Here is a 24,025-nt window from a genome sequence, read left to right as displayed (position 1 = left end):
AAAAGACGTTAACGCGAGCCCGGGCGCGGATGCGATCAGCCAGCTTTGAGCGGTTCCACAACGAACACCGTTTCCGACTGGTCATAGGACAGGCGCACGCTGTCGCGGCCGTTTCGTTTGGCTTTGTAAAGCGCCTCGTCGGCGCGGCGCATCAGCGGCTCCAGCCCTTCCTCGCCGGTGCGGGCCGTCACGCCGAAGCTCGCGGTCACTCTTGTGCCGGACGGGAGCCCGTCGACGCTGCCCGCCGAATAGAGCGCGCGAATGGCTTCGGCAAACAGCCTTGCCGCGCCAAGGTCGCTCAGCGGCAAAAGCACTGCGAACTCCTCGCCACCGATGCGGCCGGCGACGCCGCTGGTGCCGGCAGCCGATAGAAGCTTGGCGGCGAAGTCGGCGATCACGCGATCGCCCGCCGCATGACCGTGCAGATCGTTGAGCGCCTTGAAATGATCGAGGTCGGCGAGCACTAGCGCGACCGGAAGTTTGGCGGTGGCGCAGTGCTGCAGGAGAAGCGTGGCGCGCTCCTCGAAGCCGCGGCGGTTGAGCAGGCCCGACAACGGGTCGGTATACGCTTCGGCCTTCAGCGCTTTCATCACATCGAGTGCAGCCGCGCAGAACAGGCAAAGCGCGATGAGCAGCGACAACAGCGCATGCGACAGCAGCGCCGTCGTCCAGTAGGACGAGGCATAGAACCCGTCATAGCTTTGGTAAGGTCCATGCGCGATGACGATGACGAGGGTGCGCACGAAGAAGTTCAGCCCGGAAAGCAGCGACAGCACGAACAGTATCATTTCCGTCGGCCCGCTGTCGCGCACCACGCGCAGTTCGGCGGCGACAACCAGGCTGAGGCCGCCGAAAGCGAAATTCATCACCAGGATCCGCCAGGTGAGATCCGGCTGGATGAACATGAACCAGCAAAAAGCGGTCAGGCCGCCGCTCGCCAGAACGCCAATCGCAGCAAAGGGCACGCGCCGTCCATAACGTGTCACGATCGCGCCGGCGAGACCACAGGCGGCGATGGTGAAGCAGATGTTGGAGAGCAGCTTGGTCGGCGCCATGCCGATGGGCAGCGTGAAATACTGCAACAGGAAACCGGCCGCCGAAAGCCAGTAGCTGGCGGCCAGCACGGCCAGATAGGGGCGGTGACGCTGATAGAACCACAGCACGAGAAACACCGCGCCGAGCACAAGCGCGATCATCGGGTTGAGCAACCCTATCAGCAGACCGGTGTCCAAAGGACCGTGCCCCCACGCTTCCGTAGAGAAGACCTTAGAGCGGAAGCCCAAACAAGCGGTTAAGCAGAGTCGGACATGGTCGCCCATGAAGCTGCTGCACGGAACTTGAAACCGCGGCCGGCGTTTTCCAGCAGCAATCGATGGAGACGCTTTCATGGCCGATACGATCATGCTGACCGATCACGAGGCAATTCGCTCATGGGCCGCGTCACGCGCCGGATTTCCGGCAATCGTCGATGTATCGCCCGAAACAGGCACCCAAGCCATGCTGAGGCTGGTTTTCGGCCAGCACGCTTATCAGGACCAGGATCAGGCCGAACGCCCGGCCAACGCCGGCGGCTACGAACTGGTCGAATGGGACGAATGGTTCAAGCTTTTCGACGAACGCCAGCTGGCGCTCGTGGTGGCAAAGGATCAACCCGGCCGCCGTGAGCAATTCCACGAATTCGTTAGGCGCCCCGGCTGAAAGAAAGGGCCCGAAACGCGTTGCGGCTCGGGCCTGGCATGCTTTCATATACGGACTGTGGCAGCCCTGCGTTTATTTCCACTCACGGATGTCGACGAAATGGCCGGCGATCGCCGCCGCCGCCGCCATGGCCGGCGACACCAGATGGGTACGGCCCTTGAAGCCCTGACGGCCCTCGAAATTGCGGTTCGAGGTCGAGGCGCAGCGTTCATGCGGCTTCAGCCGATCGTCATTCATGGCAAGGCACATCGAGCAGCCCGGCTCACGCCAATCGAAGCCGGCGGCGACAAAGATCTTGTCGAGACCTTCTGCTTCCGCCTGCTCCTTGACCAGACCGGAGCCCGGCACGATCATCGCATCGACATGCGGGCTGACTTTCTTGCCCTCGACCACCTTGGCGACGGCGCGCAGATCTTCGATGCGGCCGTTGGTGCAGGAGCCGATGAAGACGCGGTCGAGCGCGATATCGGTGATCCTGGTACCCGGCGTCAGCCCCATATAGTCGAGCGCGCGCTGCTTGGAGGTGCGCTTGTTCTCATCGGCGATATCGTCGGGGTTCGGCACGATGCCCTGAACCGAGACGACGTCCTCGGGCGAAGAGCCCCAGGAGACGATCGGCGGCAATTTCGCCGCGTCGAGCACGACCACCTTGTCGAAATGCGCGCCCTCGTCGGACTGCAGCGTCTTCCAGTAAGCGAGCGCCGCATCCCACGCCTCGCCCTTGGGGGCACGCGGCTTGTCCTTGACATAGGCGAAGGTCGTCGAGTCAGGCGCGATCAGGCCGGCACGGGCGCCGCCCTCGATCGACATGTTGCAGATGGTCATGCGGCCTTCCATGGACAGCGCGCGGATCGCTTCGCCGGCATATTCGATGACATAGCCGGTGCCGCCGGCAGTGCCGATCTCGCCGATGATCGCCAAAATGATGTCCTTGGCGGTGACGCCTTCCGGCAGTACGCCGTCGACGCGCACCAGCATGTTCTTGGCCTTGCGCTGGATCAGCGTCTGCGTGGCCAGCACATGCTCGACTTCCGAGGTGCCGATGCCATGCGCCAATGCGCCGAAAGCGCCGTGCGTCGAGGTGTGGCTGTCGCCGCAGACGATGGTCATGCCGGGCAGCGTAAAGCCCTGCTCAGGACCGATGATATGGACGATGCCCTGGCGGATATCCTTCTCGGAATAATATTCGACGCCGAAATCCTTGGCGTTCTTGGCCAGCGCCTCGACCTGGATGCGGCTTTCCTCGTTCTTGATGCCGAACTTGCGCTCCGGCGAGGTCGACACATTGTGGTCGACCACGGCCAGCGTCTTTTCCGGATGCCGGACCTTTCTGCCGGTCATGCGCAGGCCTTCGAAGGCTTGCGGGCTGGTCACTTCATGGACGAGATGACGGTCGATGTAGAGCAGGCAGGTGCCGTCGTCCTGGCGGTCGACGACATGGTCGTCGAATATCTTGTCGTAGAGGGTGCGCGGTGCGCTCATGTGCGTAAATCCGTCGATAAAAATGGGAAAGGACAAGCGCCGGCTAGCCGGCGAACACGGCCTAGCGAAGTCGGCTGGTCAGAGCGCCGGAAACGCGCGCCGAGAATCGCGACGGCAGGCGTTTTCTGTCCTGCAGCACGAAGCCCTTGTAAGCCGGATCGCCAAAAAGCTGTTCCATGGCGTGGCTCATATCAATCTTTTGGCTTTTCGGCAATCGCGGCTGCCTGGCGCGGCTCTGCCTTCTCCCCTTGTGGGAGAAGGTGGATCGGCGCGCAGCGCCGAAACGGTTGAGGGGTGTTGGACGGAGTGCGGTTGGTGCCAAGCTGGAACACCGCTCATCCGACCGAGCGGAGCCTGTCCTCGGGCTTGCCGGAGGCAAGACCCGTGGGCTCGGCCACCTTCTCCCACAAGGGGAGAAGGAAGAAGCGCCACTTAAACCACCTCAAACACAAATGTCTTCACCAGCGCCTCGGGCTCGGCGATTGCATAGCAGCGGAACCACGGGCTTTCCTCGACCGACCGCCATTTTTTGTCGCGCTCCAGCTCGGCAAGGACGTCACGAAAGCCGCCGCTCTCAAACACTTGGTCGCGAACGGTGAAGATGGCGTGGCCGCCCCTCTTGGTGATCCGCACCAGTTCATGCAGGCCGGAGGCCGGCGCGTGGCTGATGGTGAACACGCCGGTCGAGAAGAAGGCCCGGAAATACCCGTCCGGCCAAGGCAGCGGACCGCCAAGCATCGCCTGTTTCAGCTCGCTGTAGGCCTGGCGGCTGCCGGCGATGTCGAGCATTTCATCCGACAGGTCGAGCCCGGCGATGTCCTGATAGCCGAGCGCTTTGAGCGATGGTCCCGACAGGCCGGTGCCGCAGCCGGCGTCGAGCAGCGGCCCCTCGCCTGATGGCACATGGCGCGCCACCCAGGCGGCGATCAGGAACGGCAGGAGATAGCCGAGCGAGGCGGTTTCGCTGTCATAGGTCGCAGCCCATGCGGCATAGGCTTGCGCCAGCGCTTCCGGCGTGTCGGCCGTATAGACGGACTCCAAGGCCGCATTGGCTTTGTCGATGATCATGGGCCTGACCCTCCAAAATGCATTGGCTGCAATCGTAGCGCCGTCTTCGCCTGCCGGCTATTCCTCATGCTGGCGGCGCAGCCGTTGCTCCAGCGCCCGCAAGGCCAGCGACAGGCCGACCGTCAGGATAAGATAGATATAGGCGACGATCGAATAGGTCTCGAAGAAGCGGAACGACCCGGCGGCGTAGATCTTGCCCATCTGGGTGATGTCGGCGACGCCGAGCACCGAGACCAGCGAGGAATCCTTGACCATGGCGACGAAATCATTGCCGAGCGGCGGCAGGATGGTGCGGATCGCCTGCGGAAATACGATCAGCCGGAAACGCTGCGTGCGCGTCAGCCCCAGCGCCTTCGCCGCCTCGATCTGGCCCTTCTCCACTGCCTGGATGCCGGCGCGGAAGACCTCCGAGATGAAAGCGGAGTAGCCGATGGTCAGCGCCATGATGGCGCGCCACAGCAACGACACGTCGCGCACCAGCAGTTCTGCGAAGAGACCCGCATTTTGCAATGGCGCGGTCAGCGCGTTCCACGCCGCGACGAAGGCCGGCGCCCCGGCAAAGGCGATCCAGAACAACAGCACCAGCATCGGCACGCCGCGGATGATCTCGACATAGAAGCGGGCAATCTGGCGCAGCCAGCGCGACCCCGACAGTCCCATCAGCGCAATGCCGAGCCCGATTGCCGAGGCCAGCGCGAAGGCGACCATTGTGACGAAGACGGTGATGCCGATGCCCGTGGCGACGGTCGCGAAAACCTGGGCGTAGAGGTCGCTTGCCGCAATGAAGATGGCAGCGGCCACGGCGAGCGCCGCCGCCACGGCAAGCCACCAGGGGAAGTCGGTTTTGGAGGTTGACGATGCTGGCGTTGCCATCAAGGCGCGCCGACGAAACAACGTCGAGCCAAGTGGCCCCCCTCTGTCCTGCCGGACATCTCCCCCTCAAGGGGGGAGATTGGCAGCCTTGACGTCGCCGCCCATTCTGCAACGCTGAAAATTGGCGAATGCCGATCTCCCCCCTTGAGGGGGAGATGTCCGGCAGGACAGAGGGGGGTGCCTTGGCGCAGAGTCAGCGCGAATCCCGGCGCACGATCGTCACGAAAAGCGCGCCACAAAGGAAATCACTGCCCCATCTTGTAATCAAGGAACCATTTCTTGTTGAGCGCGTCGAGCGTGCCGTCGGCCTTCAGTGCGGCGATCGCCGCGTTGACCGGTTTCACCAGATCAGAGCCCTTGGGGAAGATGAAGCCAAAATCCTCGGTGCCGAGCGGTCCGCCGATCAGCTTCAGCCCGCCATTGGACGCCTCGACATAGCCCTTGCCGGCAGTGCCGTCGGTCAGCACGACATCGACGTCGCCGGTCTTCAGCGCCTGCACCGTCGCGCCGAACGTCTCGAACAGTTTGATGCGCGGGTTCTGCTCATTGCCGTCGAGCACGCTGTAGACGGCGGTGTAGAAGGGGGTGGTGCCGGCCTGCGCGCCGATCAGCCCATCCTTGAAGGCGCCAAACGTCTTGGCGTCGGTGAAGCGCTTCTCATCGCCGCGCACCAGCATGAACTGTTCCGAGCGCATGTAGGGGTCGGAGAAATCGACCTTCTGCTTGCGGTCGTCCTTGATGGTGATACCGGTCATGCCGATGTTGTACTGGTTGTCGGAAACCGCCTGGATCATCGCGTCCCAAGAGGTGTTCTGGTACTCGACCTGGAAATTGAGCCGCTTGGCGATCTCGTTCATCGCGTCATATTCCCAGCCGATCTGCTTGCCGGTCTTGGCGTCGATGAACTGCAATGGCGGATAGGCGTTCTCCGTCACCACCACCACCTTCTTGCCGCCGAGATCGGGCAGCGCCTGCGCCAGGGCGGCGACCGGCGCAAGTATCAGAGCCAACAGGCCGGCCAACAGCAGTTTCGATTTGGTCATGGTACACCCCGAGAAATTGAACGGCCTCGACATGGTCGAGGCTTGCAGGAAAATCCGGCGCCGACTTTAGCTTTCCGCAAGCGCCTTGCAAGCCGGCTTGATGCGCCGCTTTGCGCGAAAATGAATTCCCATGCTTTCACCAAACGATTACGGAACGATCCGTTTCGATTGCGTACCAACGCGGCCCGGCAAAATCGAATCCATCCCGCGAAACAAAAAGGCGGCCGAAGCCGCCTTTTCGAAACATGGGTTTTGAAGACGCGTTATTCGGCGACAGCCGCTTCCGCGGCCTTGGCGGCCTCGTCGGCAGCCTTCTTCTCGGCGGCGTCCTGCGCCGCCTTCTCGGCGGCCAGCGCCTGGGCGGCGGCAACCTTCTCGGCCTCGATGCGGGCCTTCTCGGCGTTCAGCGCATCGCGCTCCTCATCGTTCAGCTTGCGGGCGCGCACGCCGGTGTTTTCCGAAATGCGGGCCGATTTGCCGCGACGATCGCGCAGGTAGTAAAGCTTGGCGCGGCGCACCTTGCCGCGGCGTACGATCTCGACGCCCTCGACCATCGGCGAATAGACTGGGAACACGCGCTCCACGCCTTCGCCATAGGAAATCTTGCGAACGGTGAAATTCTCCTGGAAACCGGCGCCGGCGCGGGCGATGACGACGCCCTCATAGGCCTGGACGCGGGTGCGGGTGCCTTCGGTCACGCGGACCTGGACGCGCACGGTATCGCCGGGCTGGAATTCGGGAAGCTTGCGCTTGGCTTCGATCTTGGCGGCCTGTTCGGCCTCGAGCTGACGGAGGATATCCATCTCTACAAATCCACTTCTTGTTCTTCCGACAGTCAGAGCGTCCGACACTCGCCTTGCAGTTGCATCGACCGCTCGGCTATGCCCTTTGTTCGAGACCATCTGGGGTTCGAGAACATCGGGCAGGGGCGACTACACCGTCATTGTTGACGGGTCCGGCAGATTGTTCTTCCGGTTCGGCGCGCACATACAGCTATTTCGACGCTTTGTCACGCCTTCGCCGTGTCTTTTTTGGTCGTTGGCCGACATTGCAATCTTTCAGCGCAGGGGTTGCGTCTAAGGCCCAAGCTTTTTAAGCCGGGTAAAATGTGACTTTCCTCCGGCGGCAATACCCCTCCATGCCAGTTCTCGATGCGGCGCTGCTCTTTTTCGCGGGCTTTCTCTCAGGTGCCGTCAACGCCATAGCCGGCGGCGGGACGTTCATAACCTTCGGCGCCATGTCGCTGGTCGGCTTGCCGCCGATCGTCGCCAACGCCACCTCGTCGCTGACACAGTTTCCCGGCTACATCACCTCGACGCTCGCCTACTGGTCCGACATCAAGCATTTCTGGCGCACGGCGTTGCTGCTCGGCCTTATCTCGGCTTTCGGTGCGCTGGCCGGTGCGCTCATCCTTCTGGCGCTCGACAATCCGTCGTTCCGCGCCCTGGTGCCCTGGCTGTTGCTGGCGGCAACCGCGCTGTTCGCCGCCGGGCCGTGGCTGAGACCGGCGCCCAAGCCGGAGCGTGAGGCCGCGGTGGGTTCGCTGGTCGGTTCCCTCGCGCAGTTCGCCACCGCCGTCTATGGCGGCTTCTTCGGCGCCGGTATGGGCGTCATGATGCTGGCGACGCTCGGCCTCACCCAGGCCGGCGACTATCACCGCCTGAACGCGCTGAAGAACATGCTGGCAGTGGTCATCGCGGCGGTATCCATCCTGGTCTTCGTCTCCGGCGACGTCATCGCCTGGCGGCAGGCGATCGTCATGATACCGGGCGGCGCGCTGGGCGGCTATGCCGGCGTCTGGATCGCCAAACGCGTGCCGCAAATTGCCGTGCGCGGCTTCGTCGTCGGGGTCGGCGTGTTCCTGGCCTTTTACTATTTCACCAGGGGGTGAGCAGCTAACAGGTCCGGCCGCCGCTCCCTAGTCAGTCTTTCCGACTCGGCGCGCCGCCATGCGGCGATCTTCTTGTGATTGCCCGAGGTGAGAACCTCGGGGATTTGCCGGCCCTCGAATTCCTGCGGCCGCGTGTAGTGCGGATGTTCGAGCAGGCCGTTTTCAAAGCTCTCTTCATCGCCCGACACCGCATTGCCCATCACGCCGGGCAACAGCCGCACCACGGCGTCGAGCAGCACCAGCGCTGCCGGCTCGCCGCCGGACAGGATGAAGTCGCCGACCGAGACCTCCTCCAGCCCCCGCGCCTCGATAACCCGCTGGTCGACGCCTTCGAAGCGTCCGCAGACGATGACGATACCCGGCCCGGCGGCCAGTTCGCGCACACGCACCTGCGTCAGCGGTTTTCCACGCGGACTCATTAGCAGCCGTGGCCGTGGATCGCCCGGTGGCGAGGTATGGTCGATCGCCTTGGCCAAAACGTCGGCGCGCATCACCATGCCGGCGCCGCCGCCGGCCGGCGTGTCGTCGACGGTGCGGTGGCGATCGGTGGCGAAATCGCGGATCTGGATCGCTTCCAGCGACCATGTGCCGGCCTCCAGCGCCCGGCCGGCCAGCGACAGGCCGAGCGCGCCGGGAAACATCTCCGGATAGAGCGTCAGCACCGAGGCGGAAAAACTCACCGGTTGCCCCCGGCGTCCTTCGGTCCGCGCGGCCTGCCCTTCGGGTCGAAACCGTCGCGGCCGGGAGCATCGCCGTCTTCGTCATCGATCAAGCCCGCCGCCGCCGGATCGATGCGGACGAAGCCGTCTTTGATCGACAAGTCAGGCACGGCGGCCTGCGTGAACGGGATCAGCACGCCTTTGCGCCCCGCCAGCGTCACGTCGAGAATGTCGCCGCCGCCGAAATTATGCACGGCGACGACCTTGCCGATGTCAGCACCGGTATCGTCCCGGACCGTTAGACCGACGAGATCGGCATGATAGAATTCGTCCTCTTCGCCGTCGTCCGGCAGCATCGAGCGATCGACGAACAATTCCGTGCCGACGAGCGCCTCGGCGGCGTTGCGGTCGCTGATGCCCTTGAAGCGCACCACCACAACGTTATTGGCCGGCCTGATGTCGACGATCTGGAAGGCGCGGCCATCCCTGGCATAGAGCGGCCCATAGTCGGCCAGCGCCAACGGATCGCCGGTGAAGGTCTTCACGCGCAATTCGCCCTTGATGCCGTGGGCGGCGCCGATCACGGCCATCTGGACGGGGTTTTGCGGTTTGGTCATCGGTGGAAAAATCCTTTGGCCTTGCTCTAGCTCCACCCTCTTGTCATTTCAATGACGCGGCTCTTCACCGCTTCCTAACCCGCCTGCCGGAAGATGGCCCAGAATTGGAAGAACGAAATATCGGAAGAGCGCGATGCAGGAATTCCTTATCCCGGCCAGACCAGACCTTCAGGCGGCCCGCGAGAGCTGGCTGAAGATGCTGGCGCGCGAACGCCGGCTGTCGCCGGAAACCGTGGAAGCCTATGAGCGCGACACGCGCCAGTTCCTGCACTTCCTGACAGGCCATTGCGGCGGTTCGCCCGGCATTTCGGATATCGCCGATCTGCGCCCGGCCGATCTGCGCGGCTTTCTCGCCGCCCGCCGCGCCGGAGGCGCCGGCGCCCGCACGCTCGGACGCGGGCTCGCCGGCATCCGCTCGCTGCTGCGCTTTCTGGAGCGGCGCGGCCTCGCCAATGCGGCGGGTGCTGCGGCACTGCGCGCTCCGCGGCAGCCGAAGTCGCTGCCCAAGCCGCTGACGGCAAGCGATGCGAAACACGTCGTTTCGGTGGAGGGCCAGCTGGCGGAGGAACCGTGGATGGCTGCCCGCAACGGCGCCGTGCTGACGCTGCTCTACGGCTCGGGCCTGCGCATTTCCGAGGCGCTCGGCCTGTCCGGCGCCGATCTGTCGTCGCCTGATGAAACGGTGCTGCGCGTCACCGGCAAGGGCGGCAAGACCCGGCTGGTGCCGGTGCTGCCGATCGCGCTGCGGGCGATTGCCGAATACCGCCGGCTCTGCCCCTATCATCTCGACCCGAAGGGCCTGCTGTTTCGCGGCGCCCGCGGCGGCCCGCTCAACCCGGCCATCGTCCAGCGCGACATGGCCAAGCTGCGCTCGGCGCTCAATCTGCCCGACACCGCCACGCCGCACGCCTTGCGCCATTCCTTCGCCACGCATCTGCTTGGGCGCGGCGGCGACCTGCGCACCATCCAGGAATTGTTGGGCCACGCCAGCCTGTCGACGACGCAGATCTATACCGGCGTCGACACCGCGAGGCTGCTCGAAGTCTATGAAGCGGCCCATCCGCGGGCGTAATCGACGCATGATTTCGCAAAGTTGCAGCCAGGATATCAGCCGTCGAACGATGTCCGAGACAATTTTGCTGCGCCGGTTAACCGTTTCGCCGTTCTTTGTCTCTAAAAAGCGGACCATGAAACGCGTCATTGCCATCGCCGACCGCACGGCCCTTGCGTCGTTGAAGCTGCTCGTGGCGCTCAACGTCCTGTTTTTTCTCTCTTTCCTCATCATCGCGCTGCTCGCCGCCGGCAAGGCGCGCGCCGAAACCCCGGTCTGCGCCGGTGCCGACATGCTGTCGACCTTGCAGAAGGACGACCCCGCCACCTACCGCAAGATCGAGACGGAAGCGGCCGCAACACTGAACGGCAAGGGCCTGTTGTGGAAACTGGAAAAGGCGGGCGAAAGGCCGTCCTTCCTGTTCGGCACCATGCACATGACCGACCCGCGCGTGACCACGCTGCCGCCCGCCGCGCAAAAGGCCTTTGACGCCGCCGACACTGTCGTCATCGAGACCACGGAGGTGCTCGATCAGCAGAAGATGATGGCGGCGTTCCTGAAAGAGCCGGAGCTGATGATGTTCACCGACAGCACCACGCTGTCCTCGCTGCTGTCGCCGGACGATGCGGCGGCGGTGAACAAGGCGCTCGACGCGCGCGGCATCCCGCCGGCGAGCGTCGCCAAGATGAAACCGTGGATGCTGTCGACCATGGTCGCGCTCCCGGCCTGTGAACTGGCCCGCCAGGCCGGCGGCGCGCCGGTGCTCGACATCAAGCTCGCGCAGGACGCCAAAGCCTCAGGCAAGGCCGTCGATGGGTTGGAGACCGTCGCCGACCAGCTTCGCGCCATGGCCTCGCTGCCGCTCGCTTTTCACATGAAGGGCCTCGTCGACACATTGAAGCTCGGCAACAGGGTGAACGACGTCAACGAAACCATGATCGTGCTTTACCAGCGCGGCGACATCGGCATGCTCTGGCCGCTGTTTCGTGCCGTCCTCCCCGGCGGCGAAGACGATTCGGCGGGCTATGCCGCCTTCGAGGAAACCATGATCACCCGCCGCAACAAGGTGATGATCGATCATGCCGGGCCGATCCTCGCCAAGGGCAACGCCTTCATGGCGGTCGGCGCCTTGCACCTTCCGGGCGCGGAAGGCCTGGTCGAAGATTTCCGCAAGGCCGGCTACACCGTCACTGCCGTCGACTGAGTTGCACGGTCGAGTTGCAAACCCGGCAAGACGTGATTCGGGGCGATGCCTTTCCCGAATCACGAAAAGCTTGTCTCAGTACAAGAAGGTCGAAAGGTTTGTTTTGGCTCGATTGCTGCGAATTTTGCGAGTAAAGTGCGTGCGGACAAACGATTCTCGGCGAAGATTGCCCTGTTTTCGGCGTTTTCGACCCCTAGCGTGAAACCTGTTCGACGATTGCGCGTTGATGTGTGTTGATTGATACTTTTCATCCCACGGAGGAGACTTTTATGGCGAATCCAAACGACCCGTACACCACTCCGACGCCCCCTCCCAAGTCGGGTGGCGGCAGCACCGGCTGGCTGATTGCCCTGGTTGTCGTTATTCTGGCTATTGTCGCTTACTATGTTTTTGGAAGAAGCGGTGAGGCGCCAGCGCCTGCTGAACCGCCGGCCGCAACCACGCCGGCCCCGGCGCCAGCGCCCGCGGAACCGACGCCTGCTCCGGCAGAGCCTGCGCCAGCCCCGGCACCTGCAGAGCCTGCGCCAGCTCCGGCACCCGCAGAGCCTGCTCCGGCGCCTGCCCCAGCACCTGCTCCGGCGCCTGCAGAGCCAGCGCCTGCCCCGGCGCCCGCACCAGCCCCGCAGTGATCGGCTGCTGACTCCAAATATGAACGGCCCGCTGAAAAGCGGGCCGTTTTGCTTTGAGCCGTCAGATGGCTGCCGGAGTAGCTTGGGAAGGCCTACATGTGGATCGGCTTGAAGAAGGTCGCCAGTGCCGCTTCCTTCACCGCTTCCGACATCGTCGGATGGGCGTGGCAGGTGCGGGCAAGATCTTCCGACGAGCCGCCGAACTCCATCAGCACCGCCGCCTCGTGGATCATCTCGCCGGCGCCGAAGCCGACAATGTGGACGCCGAGCACGCGGTCGCTCTGCTTGTCCGCCAGGATCTTGACGAAGCCGTCGGTGTGCAGCATGGCGCGCGCCCGGCCATTGGCGCTGAACGGAAACTTGCCGGCCTTGTAGTCGATGCCTGCCGCCTTCAGCTCTTCCTCGGTCTTGCCGACCGAGGCGATTTCCGGATTGGTGTAGACGACGTTCGGAATCACCTCGTAATTCACATGGCCGGCCTGGCCGGCAATGATCTCGGCCACCGCCACCCCCTCGTCCTCCGCCTTGTGGGCGAGCATCGGCCCGGCGATGACGTCGCCGATGGCGTAGATGCCGGGTACATTGGTCTTGAGATGGCCGTCCGCCTTGACCCGGCCGCGCTCGTCGACCTCGACCCCGGCCTCCTTCAGCCCGAGACTGTCCGAATAGGCCCGGCGTCCCGTCGCTATCAGCACCGCATCCGCCTCGATCGTCTCGGCCGCGCCGCCCTTGACCGGCTCGAAGGTGACGGTGGCGCCCTTCTTGGCCTTGGCGACACCGGTCACCTTGGCGCCGAGCCTGAATTCGATGCCTTGCTTGGACAGCATGCGCTGGAATTGTTTGGCGACCTCGCCGTCCATGCCACCCAGTATGGCGTCGAGGAACTCGACGACGGTCACCTTGGCACCGAGCCGCGCCCATACCGAGCCGAGCTCCAGCCCGATGACGCCGCCGCCGACCACCACCAGATGGCCCGGCACCTTGTCCAGCGACAGCGCGCCGGTCGAGGACATGATCACCTTCTCGTCGATGTCGACCTTGACCCCCGGGATGCCCGTGACGTCGGAGCCGGTGGCGATGACGATGTTCCTGGTCTCGATCTCCTCGACCTTGCCGCCCTCGCCGGTCACCGACACTTTTCCGGCGGACAGGACCTTGCCGGTGCCGCGAAAGCTGTCGATCTTGTTCTTCTTGAACAGGAAGGCGACGCCGTTGACGTTGGACGCCACTGTCGCGTCCTTGTGCGCCATCATCTTTTCCAGGTTGAGCTTGGGCGCGCTGATTTCGACGCCCAACGTATCGAAGGAATGGCCGGCCTCGGAAAATATCTCGGAGGCATGGAGCAGCGCCTTGGACGGGATGCAGCCGATATTGAGGCAGGTGCCGCCGAAGGTCGGGTTCTTCTCGACCACCGCCGTCTTCAGGCCGAGCTGCGCCGCCTTGATGGCGCAGACATAGCCGCCCGGTCCCGATCCGATGATAACGACGTCATAAGCCATGATTTATCCTTCTGGTCTGGTACTCAGCCTTGGCTGGGATTAGCGGCCGCCGCCCACTTCCAAATTCGCGCCTGTCGTAAAGGACGCCCCGTCCGACAGGAGCCAGAGAATTGCCGCGGCGACCTCTTCGGCGGTTCCCGCCCTTTGCATGGGTACGAGGTGACGCATCCTGTCGACCCGATCCGGCTGCCCGCCGGAGGCGTGAATTTCGGTGTCGATGATCCCTGGACTGACGGCGTTGACGCGGATGCCTTCGCCGGCCACTTCGCGCGCCAGGCCAATCGTGAACGAATCGATGGCGCCCTTCGAGGCGGCGTAGTCGACATATTCGCCCGGCCCGCCAATTCTTGCGGCAATTGAGGAAACATTCACGATGGCGCCACCCTTGCCGCCATGGCTGGTCGACATGCGCTTCACCGCTTCGCGGGCACAGAGCATGGCGCCAATGACATTGATGCGCATCATGCGCTCCAGCCTTGCCCCGCTCATTTCGTCGACACGCGCTCTCCGGTCGACCACGCCAGCATTGTTGACGAGCGCATCGAGCGGGCCGCAGGCGCGATCAATCCTCTCGAACATCGCCTGAATATCGGCCTCGCTGCCGACGTCGCCCTTGATGGCCAGCGCTTCGCCGCCATCCTGCTCGAGCGCCCCGACAAGTGCTGCGGCGGCAGCCTCGTTCGATGCATAGTTGATCGCGACGCGGTATCCGGCCCTGGCGGCAAGCCTGGATGTGGCAGCGCCGATGCCGCGGCTGCCGCCGGTCACCAGCAGCACTTTTTTGGCCACGCTCATTCCTGACAGCCCTTCAACGAAAAAACATCCCACGGCACCTTTGAAAACCCGTTGGCGCCATAGGCGGTCGACCTCTGCAGCGACGGTCCGAGGTCGGGAAAGATCAGGGTCTTCGGCGCGTCCACGCCCTCGGCCGGCAGCAGAGCGATGTTGCCCTTGTCATCAGCACTGTAGACGACCCCCTCCCACAGCGTGCAGGCGGCGAGCTCGTCGCCGGTGACATCGCCTGTCGGGCATTTGTACATTAGCGAGCCATGCGGCCGCGCTACGCCTTGCGTCCACATGACGATGCCGTCGAGCACGACGCCATTATCGAGCACCATCTTGAACGTGTTGGTGACAACAGCCGATCCCCCGGTCGGCCTGAAATCGATCTCGGCCGCACCTTCGGCATCGCCATAGACGGCGAGCTCGAGCGGGCAGGCGGCAAAGGCTGCCGATCCCGTCTGCGCAACGCCGGCCGCGAGCACAGCTGCGAAAAACACCCTGGACCGGAAATGCGCGGAACTGGTCATCATTCGGTGGCGCAGATCCATTCCCCGGCTCACCTCGACCGGCCCCTAGAGGTCGAGCACCAGCCGCTCCGGATCCTCCAGGCTTTCCTTGACCCGGACCAGGAAGGTCACCGCTTCCTTGCCGTCGACGATGCGGTGATCGTAGGAGAGCGCCAGATACATCATCGGCCGGATCACGATCTGGCCGCCAACCACCACCGGCCGCTCCTGGATCTTGTGCATGCCCAGGATGCCCGACTGCGGCGCGTTGAGGATCGGCGTCGACATCAGCGAGCCGTAGACGCCGCCGTTAGAAATCGTAAACGTGCCTCCTTGCATATCCGCCACGGAAAGCTTGCCGTCACGCGCAGCGATGCCCAACCTGCCGATGTCCTTCTCGATCTCGGCGATCGACATCTGGTCGGCGTCGCGCACCACCGGGACGACGAGGCCTTTTTCGGTGCCGACGGCGACGCCGATATGGGCGTAGTTCTTGAAGATGATGTCGGTGCCGTCGATCTCGGCGTTGACCGAAGGGATTTCCTTCAGCGCATGGGTGACGGCCTTGGTGAAGAAGCCCATGAAGCCCAGCTTCACGCCGTGCTTCTTCTCGAACACGTCCTTGTATTTGGTCCTGAGCGCCATCACCGCGCTCATGTCCACCTCGTTGAAGGTGGTCAGCATGGCGGCGGTCGACTGCGCTTCCTTGAGGCGGCGCGCGATGGTCTGCCGCAGCTTGGTCATGCGCACGCGCTCTTCGCGCGACGCGTCATCGGCCGAGGACGGCGCACGGGCAGCGACCGGTGCAGGCGCCTTCGGCGTCTCGGCCGGTTGCGACGGCGCGCCCCTGGCGATTGCGTCGAGCACGTCGCCCTTCAGCACCTGGCCGCGCTTGCCGGAACCCGAGACCTGGTCGACCGCGAGATTGCTCTCGGCCAGCAGCTTCGCCGCCGCCGGCGCCGGCGGCATCGTGCGGGCCTCGATCGGCCCGGCATCGCCGGCGATCTTGGCGGTCTCGGCCGCGGCTTGCTTGACAGTCGATGCGGCGGTCGGCGCCGAGGCCTGCGATACCGCGTCCTGTTTCGGTTCTGGAGTTGACGCCTTCGCGGGTGCTGCCGCTTTTGCCCCGTCGCCCGCCGAAATCATGCCGAGCAAAGCGCCGACCTCGACCGTCTCGCCCTCCTTGACCGCGATCTCGCTAAGCGTTCCTGCGGATGCGGCCGGCACTTCCACCGTTACCTTGTCGGTCTCGAGTTCGACCAGCGGCTCGTCGGTGGCGATCGCGTCGCCCACCTTCTTGAACCATTTGCCGATGGTCGCCTCGGTGACGGATTCGCCAAGAGTGGGGACGCGGATTTCGGTAGCCATTGTGCCTGTCCGTTTTTCTGTCGGTTCTGTTCTATTCGCCCGGCTCTGTTCTATTCACCGAGCGCGTCTTCGAGCAAGGCGGCAAGCTGGGCGAGATGCTTCGACATCAATCCGGTCGCCGGCGACGCGGCGGCCGGCCGGCCGGTATAGCGCACCCGCTGATGCTTGGCATCGATATGCGCCAGCACCCATTCCAGATAGGGATCGATGAACGACCAGGCGCCCATATTCTTGGGCTCCTCCTGGCACCACACCATCTCGGCATTGCGAAAGCGTGACAGTTCGGTGATCAGCGCCTTGGCCGGGAACGGATAGAGCTGTTCGACGCGCAGCAGATAGATGTCGTTGATGCCGCGCTTCTCGCGCTCCTCGTAGAGGTCGTAATAGACCTTGCCCGAGCAGAGCACGACACGGCGGATCTTCGAATCCTTGGTGAGCTTGATCGCCTGGCCGGGGAGCTGCTGGGCATCGTCCCACAACAGCCGGTGGAACGCGCTTTCGCCCGACATCTCCGGCAGCGTCGACACCGCCCGCTTGTGGCGCAGCAGCGACTTCGGCGTCATCAGGATCAGCGGCTTGCGGAAATCCCGCTTCAACTGCCGCCGCAGGATGTGGAAGTAGTTGGCCGGCGTCGTGCAGTAGGCCACTTGCATGTTGTCTTCGGCGCAAAGCTGCAGGAAGCGCTCGAGCCTGGCCGACGAATGTTCCGGCCCCTGGCCTTCATAGCCATGCGGCAGCAGGCAGACGAGGCCCGACATTCTGAGCCATTTGCGCTCGCCCGACGAGATGAACTGGTCGAACACCACCTGGGCGCCGTTGGCGAAATCGCCGAACTGGGCTTCCCAAAGCGTCAGCGCCTTCGGCTCGGCCAGGCTGTAGCCGTATTCAAAGCCGAGCACGGCCTCTTCCGACAGCATCGAGTTGATGACCTCGAAGCCGGCCTGCGCCGCCGACAGATTGTTGAGCGGGATATAGCGTGTCTCGTCGCGCTGGTCGTAGAGCACGGAGTGGCGTTGCGAGAACGTGCCGCGTTCCGAATCCTGTCCGGACAGCCGGACCGGATTGCCGTCGAGCAGGATGGCGCCGAAGGCCAGAGCCTCGGCCGTCGACCAGTCGATGCCCTCGCCCGACTCGATCGCCTGGCGGCGGTTCTCGAGAAACCGCATGATCGTCTTGTGGGCCGCAAAATCCTTCGGCACCTCGGTCAGCTTCTTGCCGATCTCCTTCAGCGTCTTGACCGGCACGGCGGTCTTGCCGCGCCGCTGTTCGTCCTGGTTGTCGGCCGTGCGCAGACCGGACCAGGCGCCATCCAGCCAGTCGGCCTTGTTGGGCTTGTAATGCTGGCCGACCTCGAATTCCTGCTCGAGATGTGCCCGCCAGTCGGCCTTGAGCTTGTCGAATTCGGCCTGGGTGAGGTGGCCTTCGGCGATCAGCCGGTCGGCATAGATCTGCACCGTCGTCTTGTGGCTGCGGATGCTGCTATACATGATCGGCTGGGTGAAGGCCGGCTCGTCGCCTTCGTTGTGGCCGAAGCGGCGATAGCAGAACATGTCGACCACGACAGGCTTGTGGAACTTCATGCGGAATTCGATCGCCACCTTGGTGGCATGGACCACGGCTTCCGGATCGTCGCCATTGACGTGGAAGATCGGCGCCTCGATCATCTTGGCCACATCCGAAGGATAGGGCGACGAGCGCGAGAAGCGCGGATTGGTGGTGAAGCCTATCTGGTTGTTGATGATGAAATGCAGCGTGCCGGCGACGCGGTGGCCGCGCAGCCCCGACAGGCCGAGGATCTCGGCAATCACGCCCTGGCCGGCAAAGGCGGCGTCGCCATGCAGGAGCAGCGGCAGCACCTTGGCGCGCTCTTCCAGTGGCACGATCTCCTCGCGGCTGCGGCCGAACAGCGAGTCCTGCTTGGCCCGCGCCTTGCCCATTACCACCGGATCGACGATTTCCAGATGCGAGGGATTGGCGGTCAGCGACAGGTGCACCTTGTTGCCGTCGAACTCGCGGTCCGACGAAGCACCGAGATGGTACTTCACGTCGCCCGAGCCCTCGACCTCGTCGGGCGCGGCAGAGCCACCCTTGAACTCGTGGAAGATGGCGCGGTGCGGCTTGGCCATCACCTGGGAGAGCACGTTCAGCCGGCCGCGATGCGCCATGCCGAGCACGATCTCCTTCATGCCGAGCTGGCCGCCGCGCTTGACGATCTGCTCCAGCGCCGGGATCAACGCCTCTGCGCCGTCGAGGCCGAAGCGTTTGGTGCCCTTGTACTTGACGTCGATGAACTGCTCGAAGCCCTCGGCCTCGACCAGCTTCTGCAGGATCGCCTTCTTGCCGGTGGCGGTGAAGGAGATCTCCTTGTCGGTGCCCTCGATGCGCGCCTGGATCCAGGCCTTCTCCTCGGGATCGGAAATATGCATGAACTCGACGCCGAGCGTCGAGCAATAGGTGCGGGTCAATATGTCGAGCATCTGACGGATGGTGCCGAATTCGAGCCCGAGCACATTGTCGAGGAAGATCGGGCGATCGTAATCGGCGGCGGTGAAGCCGTAATTTTCCGGCGACAGCTCGTTGTAATCCTCGAGCGGCTTGGCGATGCCGAGCGGATCGAGATTGGCGTGCAGGTGGCCACGCATGCGGTAGGCGCGGATCATCATGATGGCGCGCACGGAATCGCGCGTCGCCTGATGCACGTCGGCGTCCGAAAGGGTGACCCCGTTCATCACCGCCTTGTGCTGGACCTTCTTCTCGATGTGCTTCTCGACGATGCCCCAATCACCGTCGAGCGCCGACACCAATTCGCCATTGGCCTGCAGCGGCCACGAGGGCTTGGCCCATGAGGCGCCCTTGGCATTCTTGCGGACATCGCCGGCGTCGTCCTTCAGCGCCGCGAAGAAATCCTGCCATTCGGGGTCGACCGAAGAGGGATCGTCCTCATAGGCGGCGTAGAGCGCGTCGATATAATCGGCATTGCCGCCATAGAGGAAAGAGGTAAGCGAAAATTGGTCGTTGGCCTGATCGTGTCTTGCCATTTTTTTCCGCGGAGCCTGGCTCCGTCTCCTTTTCCGAAGGGGAGTAAGGGAATAGGGTAGTAGGGCAGTAGGGAAAGTGGCAATTGTCGCCACTCGTCCCGTTCTTCCTATTCCCCTACTCCCATACTGCCCTACTCCCTTAACCTTTGATCGCTTCGACCAGCGTCGTGCCCAGCCGTGCTGGCGACGGCGATACCTTGATCCCGGCCGATTCCATCGCCGCGATCTTGTCTTCCGCGCCGCCCTTGCCACCGGAAATGACCGCTCCCGCATGACCCATGGTGCGGCCGGCCGGGGCCGTGCGCCCGGCGATGAAACCGGCCATCGGCTTCTTGCGGCCACGCTTGGCTTCGTCCTTGAGGAACTGCGCGGCGTCTTCCTCGGCCGAGCCGCCGATCTCGCCGATCATGATGATCGACTGGGTCTCGTCGTCGGCGAGGAACATCTCCAGCACGTCGATGAACTCCGTGCCTTTGACGGGGTCGCCACCGATGCCGACGGCGGTGGTCTGGCCGAGGCCGACATTGGTGGTCTGGAACACAGCCTCATAGGTAAGCGTTCCCGAGCGGGAAACAACGCCGACCGAGCCCTTGCGGAAGATGTTGCCGGGCATGATGCCGATCTTGCATTCGTTGGGGGTCAGGACGCCGGGGCAATTGGGGCCGATGAGCCGCGATGTCGAGCGGTCGAGCCGCGCCTTGACCTTGATCATGTCGATCACCGGGATGCCCTCGGTGATGCAGACGATCAGCGGGATCTCGGCTTCGATCGCTTCCAGGATCGCCTCCGCGGCGCCCGCCGGCGGCACATAGACGACAGACGCATTGGCGCCGGTCTTCGCCTTGCCTTCAGCGACGGTGGAAAAGATCGGCAGCGTCTCGCCCTTGGCGCCGGTCCACGTCTCACCACCCTTCTTGGGATGGATGCCGCCGACCATTTTTGTCCCGTGATAGGCCAGCGCCTGCTCCGTATGGAACGTGCCGGTCTTGCCGGTCAGGCCCTGCACGAGGACCTTGGTATTCTTGTCGACGAGAATGGACATGGTGGTCCTTTTTACAAACCGTTGATGGAGGAAGGCTGCGCGGTCATCGTCAGGTCAGAGCCGCTTGAGATCGGCGACGGTGAGGTCGCTTTTGGCGTTGCCGGTGTTGAGCGTCGTCGCAGGCTCGAACATCAGCACCACCGGCTCCTCGCTCAGCGAGCGCGGCCGGTGCTCGACCGACCGCGGCACCACGATGAATTCGCCGCTGCCAAGTTCCACCGTGCCGTCGCGGAAATCGATGGCAATGCGGCCGCGCAGCACCAGGAACGCCTCGTCCTCATTGTCATGCGCGTGCCAGTCGAAGACATCGCCGAACTTGGCGATCTTGACCTGGGCATCGTTGACGTCACCGGCGATATGCGGATCAAAGACCTTTTTGATCTTCTGATCCGCCGCCTCGACCAGGTTTATCTTGTGCGGAGGCATTACGATTGGACCCAAACCTGAAATTTTTCAAACACACCGTAAAGAGACGTGCAAAGACCGCCCACCAACATGGTCCACGCGATTGGCCTGAATACCCAAAGAGCAATTCCAACGAAGACCGGTCGAAATTGCCTCTGAAATTCAAACTGCCCAGGCAGAAACAGACCGTACTTTATCGCCTTTTTTTCATCGCCCCACCCGGCTATGACTAAGGCAACCACACAAAGCCAAACAAGTCCCATTCCCATGAGGGCCAAGCCACCGATCAACGGAGAAACTGGTTGGCCCATCAGGCTCAGCCCTTCACCGCCGCCACGATTTTCTTCGCGGCATCGTCGAGGTCGTCGGCCGAGACGACGTTGAGCCCGCTGTCGTTGATGATCTTCTTGCCGAGTTCGGCATTGGTGCCTTCCAGCCGCACCACCAGCGGCACTTGCAGCCCGACTTCCTTGACTGCTGCGATCACGCCCTCGGCGATGATGTCGCACTTCATGATGCCGCCAAAAATGTTGATCAGGATGCCCCTGACCGCCGGATCCTTGGTGATGATCTTGAACGCCGCCGTCACCTTCTCCTTCGACGCACCGCCGCCGACATCAAGGAAGTTGGCCGGTTCGGCGCCATAGAGCTTGATGATGTCCATCGTCGCCATGGCGAGGCCGGCGCCATTGACCATGCAGCCGATATTGCCGTCGAGCGCGACATAGGCGAGGTCGTGTTTCGACGCCTCGATCTCCTTCTCGTCCTCTTCGGTGATGTCGCGCAGCTCCATCACGTCGGGATGGCGAAACAACGCGTTATTATCGAACGACACTTTTGCGTCGAGCACGCGCAGCCGGCCGTTCTTCATGACGATCAGCGGGTTGACCTCGAGCAGGCTCATGTCCTTCTCGAGAAAGGCTTTGTAGAGGATCGGGAACAGCGTCTCGCCGTCCTTGGCGGCGTCGCCGTCAAGCTTCAGCGCGCCGTTGAGTTCTTTCAAATCAGCCGCCGTCACACCCTTTTCCGGGTCGATGGCGAGGGTGATGATCTTTTCCGGCGTGTCATGGGCGACCGCCTCGATGTCCATGCCGCCCTCGGTCGAAACGACGAAGGCGATGCGGCCGACGGAGCGGTCGACCAGCAGCGACAGATAGAGTTCGCGCTCGATGTCGGCGCCGTCCTCGATATAGAGGCGGTTGACCTGCTTGCCCGCCGGGCCGGTCTGCTTGGTGACCAGAGTGTGGCCAAGCATTTCCTTGGCGTTAGCGACCACTTCGGCCACCGACTTCGCCAGCCTGACGCCGCCCTTGGCGTCGGGGCCGAGTTCCCTAAACTTGCCCTTGCCGCGGCCGCCGGCATGGATCTGGCTCTTCACCACATAGAGCGGGCCGGGCAACGCCTTGGCGGCGGCTTCCGCCTCGCTTGCCCTAAACACCGGCACGCCTTCGGCCACCGGTGCGCCAAAGCCCTTCAGCAGCGCCTTGCCCTGATATTCATGGATGTTCATGCTAGATATCTCCGGGTCAATTGGCGGCGGGTCACTTGGCGGCGAGTTGCGGAGCGATCTTGACGCAGGCCTCGCACAGGCCCTGCACCGCCGCCACCGAACTGTCGAACATCTTCTGCTCGGCCTTGCCGAGCTCGATCTCGATGACGCGCTCGACGCCGCCGGCGCCGATCACCACCGGCACGCCGACATAGGTGTTCTTGACACCATACTGGCCGGAGAGATGCGCAGCACAGGGCAGCACGCGCTTCTTGTCCTTGAGATAGGCTTCGGCCATGGCGATCGCCGAGGCGGCCGGTGCGTAGAAGGCCGAGCCGGTCTTGAGCAGGCCGACGATCTCGGCGCCGCCGTCTCGGGTGCGCTGCACGATCTGGTCGAGCTTTTCCTTCGAGGTCCAGCCCATCTTGATGAGGTCGGGCAGCGGGATGCCGGCGACCGTCGAATAGCGGATCATCGGCACCATGGAATCGCCATGGCCGCCGAGCACGAAGGCGGTGACATCCTCGACCGACACCTTGAACTCCTCGGCCAGGAAGTAGCGGAAGCGCGAACTGTCCAGCACACCGGCCATGCCGACGACATGGCTCTTCGGCAGTCCGGAGAACTTCTGCAGCGCCCAGACCATGGCGTCGAGCGGGTTGGTGATGCAGATGACGAAGGCTTTCGGCGCGTATTTCTTGAGACCCGCGCCAACCTGCTCCATGACCTTCAGATTGATGCCGAGAAGGTCGTCGCGGCTCATGCCGGGCTTACGCGGCACGCCGGCGGTGACGATGCAGACGTCGGCGCCCTCGATGCCGGCATAATCGTTGACGCCGACCAGCCTGGAGTCGAAGCCATCGACCGGCGACGACTGCGCGATATCCAGCCCCTTGCCTTGCGGGATGCCCTCGGCGATATCGAACAGCACAACGTCGCCGAGATCCTTGAGGCCGATCATGTGGGCGAGCGTGCCGCCGATCATGCCCGAGCCGATGAGCGCTATCTTGTTGCGTGCCATGTGAGGATGTTGTCCCTTTAGACTGTGACGGCGCCATGACGGCGTCGAAGAAGCGGGCCGGAATGCTGCGGGGAAGCCGCGAATTTTCGCCGCCCCCAATAGCCCCAGCGCGGAAGAAATTCAAACGATTATTTTGGAGTGAACAATTTCAATCGGTTAGAAACAACGGGAATTACGTAAGCGTCAAAAGAATTGAGCCGACTTGGGAAAGTTACGCAATGAAGATGGAAATAAGAAGGCTGTTTCCCGGCGATGACACCCTTGTGATGCGGGTCGCCGAGGACGTGTTCGACGAGCCGGTCACGCCCGATCGCCTTGCCGCCTATCTCGCCTCATCAGGTCATTTCATGATTGTGGCATTGGCCGATGGCATAGTCGTCGGCCAATGCGCGGCCGTCATCCACCGCCACCCGGACAAGGTGAGCGAACTCTACATCGACGAAGTCGGCGTGGCGCCGGCCTTCCAGCGCCAGGGCATAGCGACGAACATGCTCGACGCCATGTTTGAGCTCGGCCGGGAGCATGGCTGCGAGGAGGCGTGGGTCGGCACCGAGCCGCACAATGTCGCGGCGCGCGCACTTTATGAGGCGCGGAATGAGCCGCACGGGCCGGCGGAGGCGTTCGTGATGTATGTGTATCGACTATAGGCGCCGGCGGGA

The 24,025-nt window shown here is 63.4% G+C and carries 22 protein-coding genes; 5 read left to right on the top strand and 17 right to left on the bottom strand.

Translation table 11 applies throughout. From position 1 onward, the window contains the following. Nucleotides 1-35: 35 nt before the first annotated feature. Nucleotides 36-1,232: a GGDEF domain-containing protein gene (locus AC0NIE_RS05510; RefSeq protein WP_473485924.1), complete on the bottom strand. Its 1,197-nt coding sequence runs from the start codon at nucleotides 1,230-1,232 to the stop codon at nucleotides 36-38. Nucleotides 1,233-1,386: 154 nt separating this feature from the next. Between AC0NIE_RS05510 and AC0NIE_RS05505 the strand changes: the two genes are divergently transcribed. Then, nucleotides 1,387-1,698, top strand: a complete 312-nt coding sequence (locus AC0NIE_RS05505; RefSeq protein ID WP_095495597.1) for a hypothetical protein — start codon at nucleotides 1,387-1,389, stop codon at nucleotides 1,696-1,698. 72 nt (nucleotides 1,699-1,770) lie between these two features. Here the strand turns inward: AC0NIE_RS05505 and leuC are convergent, their stop codons facing one another. The 5 genes from leuC to rplS all read right to left on the bottom strand — a co-directional run bounded on the left by leuC (nucleotide 1,771) and on the right by rplS (nucleotide 6,967). Then, on the bottom strand, nucleotides 1,771-3,180 hold the full coding sequence (leuC, locus tag AC0NIE_RS05500; RefSeq protein ID WP_473485925.1) for a 3-isopropylmalate dehydratase large subunit: 1,410 nt from the start codon (nucleotides 3,178-3,180) through the stop codon (nucleotides 1,771-1,773). A 432-nt stretch (nucleotides 3,181-3,612) separates the two neighbouring features. After that, nucleotides 3,613-4,248, bottom strand: a complete 636-nt coding sequence (locus AC0NIE_RS05495; RefSeq protein ID WP_473485926.1) for a class I SAM-dependent DNA methyltransferase — start codon at nucleotides 4,246-4,248, stop codon at nucleotides 3,613-3,615. A 57-nt stretch (nucleotides 4,249-4,305) separates the two neighbouring features. Further along, nucleotides 4,306-5,121, bottom strand: a complete 816-nt coding sequence (locus tag AC0NIE_RS05490; protein WP_473485927.1) for an amino acid ABC transporter permease — start codon at nucleotides 5,119-5,121, stop codon at nucleotides 4,306-4,308. A 245-nt stretch (nucleotides 5,122-5,366) separates the two neighbouring features. Next, nucleotides 5,367-6,164, bottom strand: coding sequence for a transporter substrate-binding domain-containing protein (locus tag AC0NIE_RS05485; RefSeq protein WP_029349350.1), 798 nt, complete (start codon nucleotides 6,162-6,164; stop codon nucleotides 5,367-5,369). Between the two features lie 263 nt (nucleotides 6,165-6,427). Beyond that, entirely contained in the window at nucleotides 6,428-6,967 is a 540-nt protein-coding gene (gene rplS / locus AC0NIE_RS05480; RefSeq protein ID WP_473485928.1) for a 50S ribosomal protein L19, read from the bottom strand. Nucleotides 6,968-7,302: 335 nt separating this feature from the next. On the opposite strand from rplS, the gene AC0NIE_RS05475 reads away from it, so the two are divergent. After that, a complete protein-coding gene (locus AC0NIE_RS05475; protein WP_473485929.1) occupies nucleotides 7,303-8,055 on the top strand; it encodes a sulfite exporter TauE/SafE family protein in 753 nt (250 codons plus the stop codon). Here the strand turns inward: AC0NIE_RS05475 and trmD are convergent. Beyond that, nucleotides 8,037-8,735: a tRNA (guanosine(37)-N1)-methyltransferase TrmD gene (gene trmD, locus AC0NIE_RS05470; protein WP_473485930.1), complete on the bottom strand. Its 699-nt coding sequence runs from the start codon at nucleotides 8,733-8,735 to the stop codon at nucleotides 8,037-8,039. The genes AC0NIE_RS05475 and trmD overlap by 19 nt on opposite strands. Next, nucleotides 8,732-9,331 (bottom strand): ribosome maturation factor RimM, encoded by a 600-nt coding sequence (gene rimM / locus AC0NIE_RS05465; protein WP_473485931.1) that lies wholly within the window; start codon nucleotides 9,329-9,331, stop codon nucleotides 8,732-8,734. Before rimM ends, trmD begins: the two co-directional genes overlap by 4 nt. 133 nt (nucleotides 9,332-9,464) lie before the next feature. Here rimM and AC0NIE_RS05460 point away from each other — a divergent pair, with 133 nt between their 5' ends. Together AC0NIE_RS05460 and AC0NIE_RS05455 are read left to right on the top strand one after the other, a co-directional pair. After that, complete coding sequence (locus AC0NIE_RS05460) at nucleotides 9,465-10,403, top strand: tyrosine recombinase XerC (protein WP_473485932.1); 939 nt, start codon at nucleotides 9,465-9,467, stop codon at nucleotides 10,401-10,403. Nucleotides 10,404-10,518: 115 nt separating this feature from the next. Further along, nucleotides 10,519-11,586: a TraB/GumN family protein gene (locus tag AC0NIE_RS05455; RefSeq protein ID WP_473485933.1), complete on the top strand. Its 1,068-nt coding sequence runs from the start codon at nucleotides 10,519-10,521 to the stop codon at nucleotides 11,584-11,586. 721 nt (nucleotides 11,587-12,307) lie between these two features. Here the strand turns inward: AC0NIE_RS05455 and lpdA are convergent. The 9 genes from lpdA to mdh form a co-directional block, all read right to left on the bottom strand. Beyond that, nucleotides 12,308-13,714: a dihydrolipoyl dehydrogenase gene (gene lpdA / locus AC0NIE_RS05450; protein WP_473485934.1), complete on the bottom strand. Its 1,407-nt coding sequence runs from the start codon at nucleotides 13,712-13,714 to the stop codon at nucleotides 12,308-12,310. A 39-nt stretch (nucleotides 13,715-13,753) separates the two neighbouring features. Continuing rightward, nucleotides 13,754-14,509, bottom strand: a complete 756-nt coding sequence (locus tag AC0NIE_RS05445; protein WP_473485935.1) for an SDR family oxidoreductase — start codon at nucleotides 14,507-14,509, stop codon at nucleotides 13,754-13,756. After that, complete coding sequence (locus AC0NIE_RS05440) at nucleotides 14,506-15,024, bottom strand: hypothetical protein (RefSeq protein ID WP_473486014.1); 519 nt, start codon at nucleotides 15,022-15,024, stop codon at nucleotides 14,506-14,508. The genes AC0NIE_RS05445 and AC0NIE_RS05440 overlap by 4 nt, the downstream gene beginning before the upstream one ends. Before the next feature lie 45 nt (nucleotides 15,025-15,069). Beyond that, nucleotides 15,070-16,371 (bottom strand): 2-oxoglutarate dehydrogenase complex dihydrolipoyllysine-residue succinyltransferase, encoded by a 1,302-nt coding sequence (gene odhB, locus AC0NIE_RS05435; RefSeq protein ID WP_123148798.1) that lies wholly within the window; start codon nucleotides 16,369-16,371, stop codon nucleotides 15,070-15,072. Between the two features lie 50 nt (nucleotides 16,372-16,421). After that, complete coding sequence (locus tag AC0NIE_RS05430; RefSeq protein ID WP_473485936.1) at nucleotides 16,422-19,409, bottom strand: 2-oxoglutarate dehydrogenase E1 component; 2,988 nt, start codon at nucleotides 19,407-19,409, stop codon at nucleotides 16,422-16,424. A gap of 139 nt (nucleotides 19,410-19,548) precedes the next feature. Further along, nucleotides 19,549-20,451, bottom strand: a complete 903-nt coding sequence (gene sucD, locus AC0NIE_RS05425; RefSeq protein ID WP_473485937.1) for a succinate--CoA ligase subunit alpha — start codon at nucleotides 20,449-20,451, stop codon at nucleotides 19,549-19,551. Nucleotides 20,452-20,505: 54 nt separating this feature from the next. After that, a complete protein-coding gene (locus AC0NIE_RS05420) occupies nucleotides 20,506-20,877 on the bottom strand; it encodes a cupin domain-containing protein (RefSeq protein WP_254017006.1) in 372 nt (123 codons plus the stop codon). A 295-nt stretch (nucleotides 20,878-21,172) separates the two neighbouring features. Next, nucleotides 21,173-22,366 (bottom strand): ADP-forming succinate--CoA ligase subunit beta, encoded by a 1,194-nt coding sequence (gene sucC, locus AC0NIE_RS05415; RefSeq protein WP_473485938.1) that lies wholly within the window; start codon nucleotides 22,364-22,366, stop codon nucleotides 21,173-21,175. Nucleotides 22,367-22,397: 31 nt separating this feature from the next. Continuing rightward, nucleotides 22,398-23,366, bottom strand: a complete 969-nt coding sequence (gene mdh / locus AC0NIE_RS05410; protein ID WP_473485939.1) for a malate dehydrogenase — start codon at nucleotides 23,364-23,366, stop codon at nucleotides 22,398-22,400. A 218-nt stretch (nucleotides 23,367-23,584) separates the two neighbouring features. Between mdh and AC0NIE_RS05405 the strand changes: the two genes are divergently transcribed. Further along, complete coding sequence (locus AC0NIE_RS05405) at nucleotides 23,585-24,013, top strand: GNAT family N-acetyltransferase (protein WP_473485940.1); 429 nt, start codon at nucleotides 23,585-23,587, stop codon at nucleotides 24,011-24,013. Nucleotides 24,014-24,025: the final 12 nt, after the last annotated feature.

The sequence above is a fragment of the Mesorhizobium sp. WSM4842 genome (assembly GCF_055901575.1).
The sequence above is the reverse complement of the archived record's forward strand: the minus strand, read 5'-3'. Positions and strand labels throughout refer to the sequence as shown.

Bases quoted from the DNA above. Each gene is read 5' to 3' on its own strand.
- AC0NIE_RS05420 (WP_254017006.1), bottom strand. From the start codon at position 20,877: ATGCCTCCGCACAAGATAAACCTGGTCGAGGCGGCGGATCAGAAGATC.
- sucD (WP_473485937.1), bottom strand. From the start codon at position 20,451: ATGTCCATTCTCGTCGACAAGAATACCAAGGTCCTCGTGCAGGGCCTG.
- sucC (WP_473485938.1), bottom strand. From the start codon at position 22,366: ATGAACATCCATGAATATCAGGGCAAGGCGCTGCTGAAGGGCTTTGGC.
- AC0NIE_RS05455 (WP_473485933.1), top strand. From the start codon at position 10,519: ATGAAACGCGTCATTGCCATCGCCGACCGCACGGCCCTTGCGTCGTTG.
- odhB (WP_123148798.1), bottom strand. From the start codon at position 16,371: ATGGCTACCGAAATCCGCGTCCCCACTCTTGGCGAATCCGTCACCGAG.
- AC0NIE_RS05490 (WP_473485927.1), bottom strand. From the start codon at position 5,121: ATGGCAACGCCAGCATCGTCAACCTCCAAAACCGACTTCCCCTGGTGG.
- AC0NIE_RS05430 (WP_473485936.1), bottom strand. From the start codon at position 19,409: ATGGCAAGACACGATCAGGCCAACGACCAATTTTCGCTTACCTCTTTC.
- AC0NIE_RS05440 (WP_473486014.1), bottom strand. From the start codon at position 15,024: ATGACCAGTTCCGCGCATTTCCGGTCCAGGGTGTTTTTCGCAGCTGTG.
- mdh (WP_473485939.1), bottom strand. From the start codon at position 23,366: ATGGCACGCAACAAGATAGCGCTCATCGGCTCGGGCATGATCGGCGGC.
- AC0NIE_RS05505 (WP_095495597.1), top strand. From the start codon at position 1,387: ATGGCCGATACGATCATGCTGACCGATCACGAGGCAATTCGCTCATGG.
- AC0NIE_RS05495 (WP_473485926.1), bottom strand. From the start codon at position 4,248: ATGATCATCGACAAAGCCAATGCGGCCTTGGAGTCCGTCTATACGGCC.
- AC0NIE_RS05485 (WP_029349350.1), bottom strand. From the start codon at position 6,164: ATGACCAAATCGAAACTGCTGTTGGCCGGCCTGTTGGCTCTGATACTT.
- lpdA (WP_473485934.1), bottom strand. From the start codon at position 13,714: ATGGCTTATGACGTCGTTATCATCGGATCGGGACCGGGCGGCTATGTC.
- rimM (WP_473485931.1), bottom strand. From the start codon at position 9,331: ATGACCAAACCGCAAAACCCCGTCCAGATGGCCGTGATCGGCGCCGCC.
- AC0NIE_RS05475 (WP_473485929.1), top strand. From the start codon at position 7,303: ATGCCAGTTCTCGATGCGGCGCTGCTCTTTTTCGCGGGCTTTCTCTCA.
- AC0NIE_RS05445 (WP_473485935.1), bottom strand. From the start codon at position 14,509: ATGAGCGTGGCCAAAAAAGTGCTGCTGGTGACCGGCGGCAGCCGCGGC.
- rplS (WP_473485928.1), bottom strand. From the start codon at position 6,967: ATGGATATCCTCCGTCAGCTCGAGGCCGAACAGGCCGCCAAGATCGAA.
- AC0NIE_RS05405 (WP_473485940.1), top strand. From the start codon at position 23,585: ATGAAGATGGAAATAAGAAGGCTGTTTCCCGGCGATGACACCCTTGTG.
- AC0NIE_RS05460 (WP_473485932.1), top strand. From the start codon at position 9,465: ATGCAGGAATTCCTTATCCCGGCCAGACCAGACCTTCAGGCGGCCCGC.
- leuC (WP_473485925.1), bottom strand. From the start codon at position 3,180: ATGAGCGCACCGCGCACCCTCTACGACAAGATATTCGACGACCATGTC.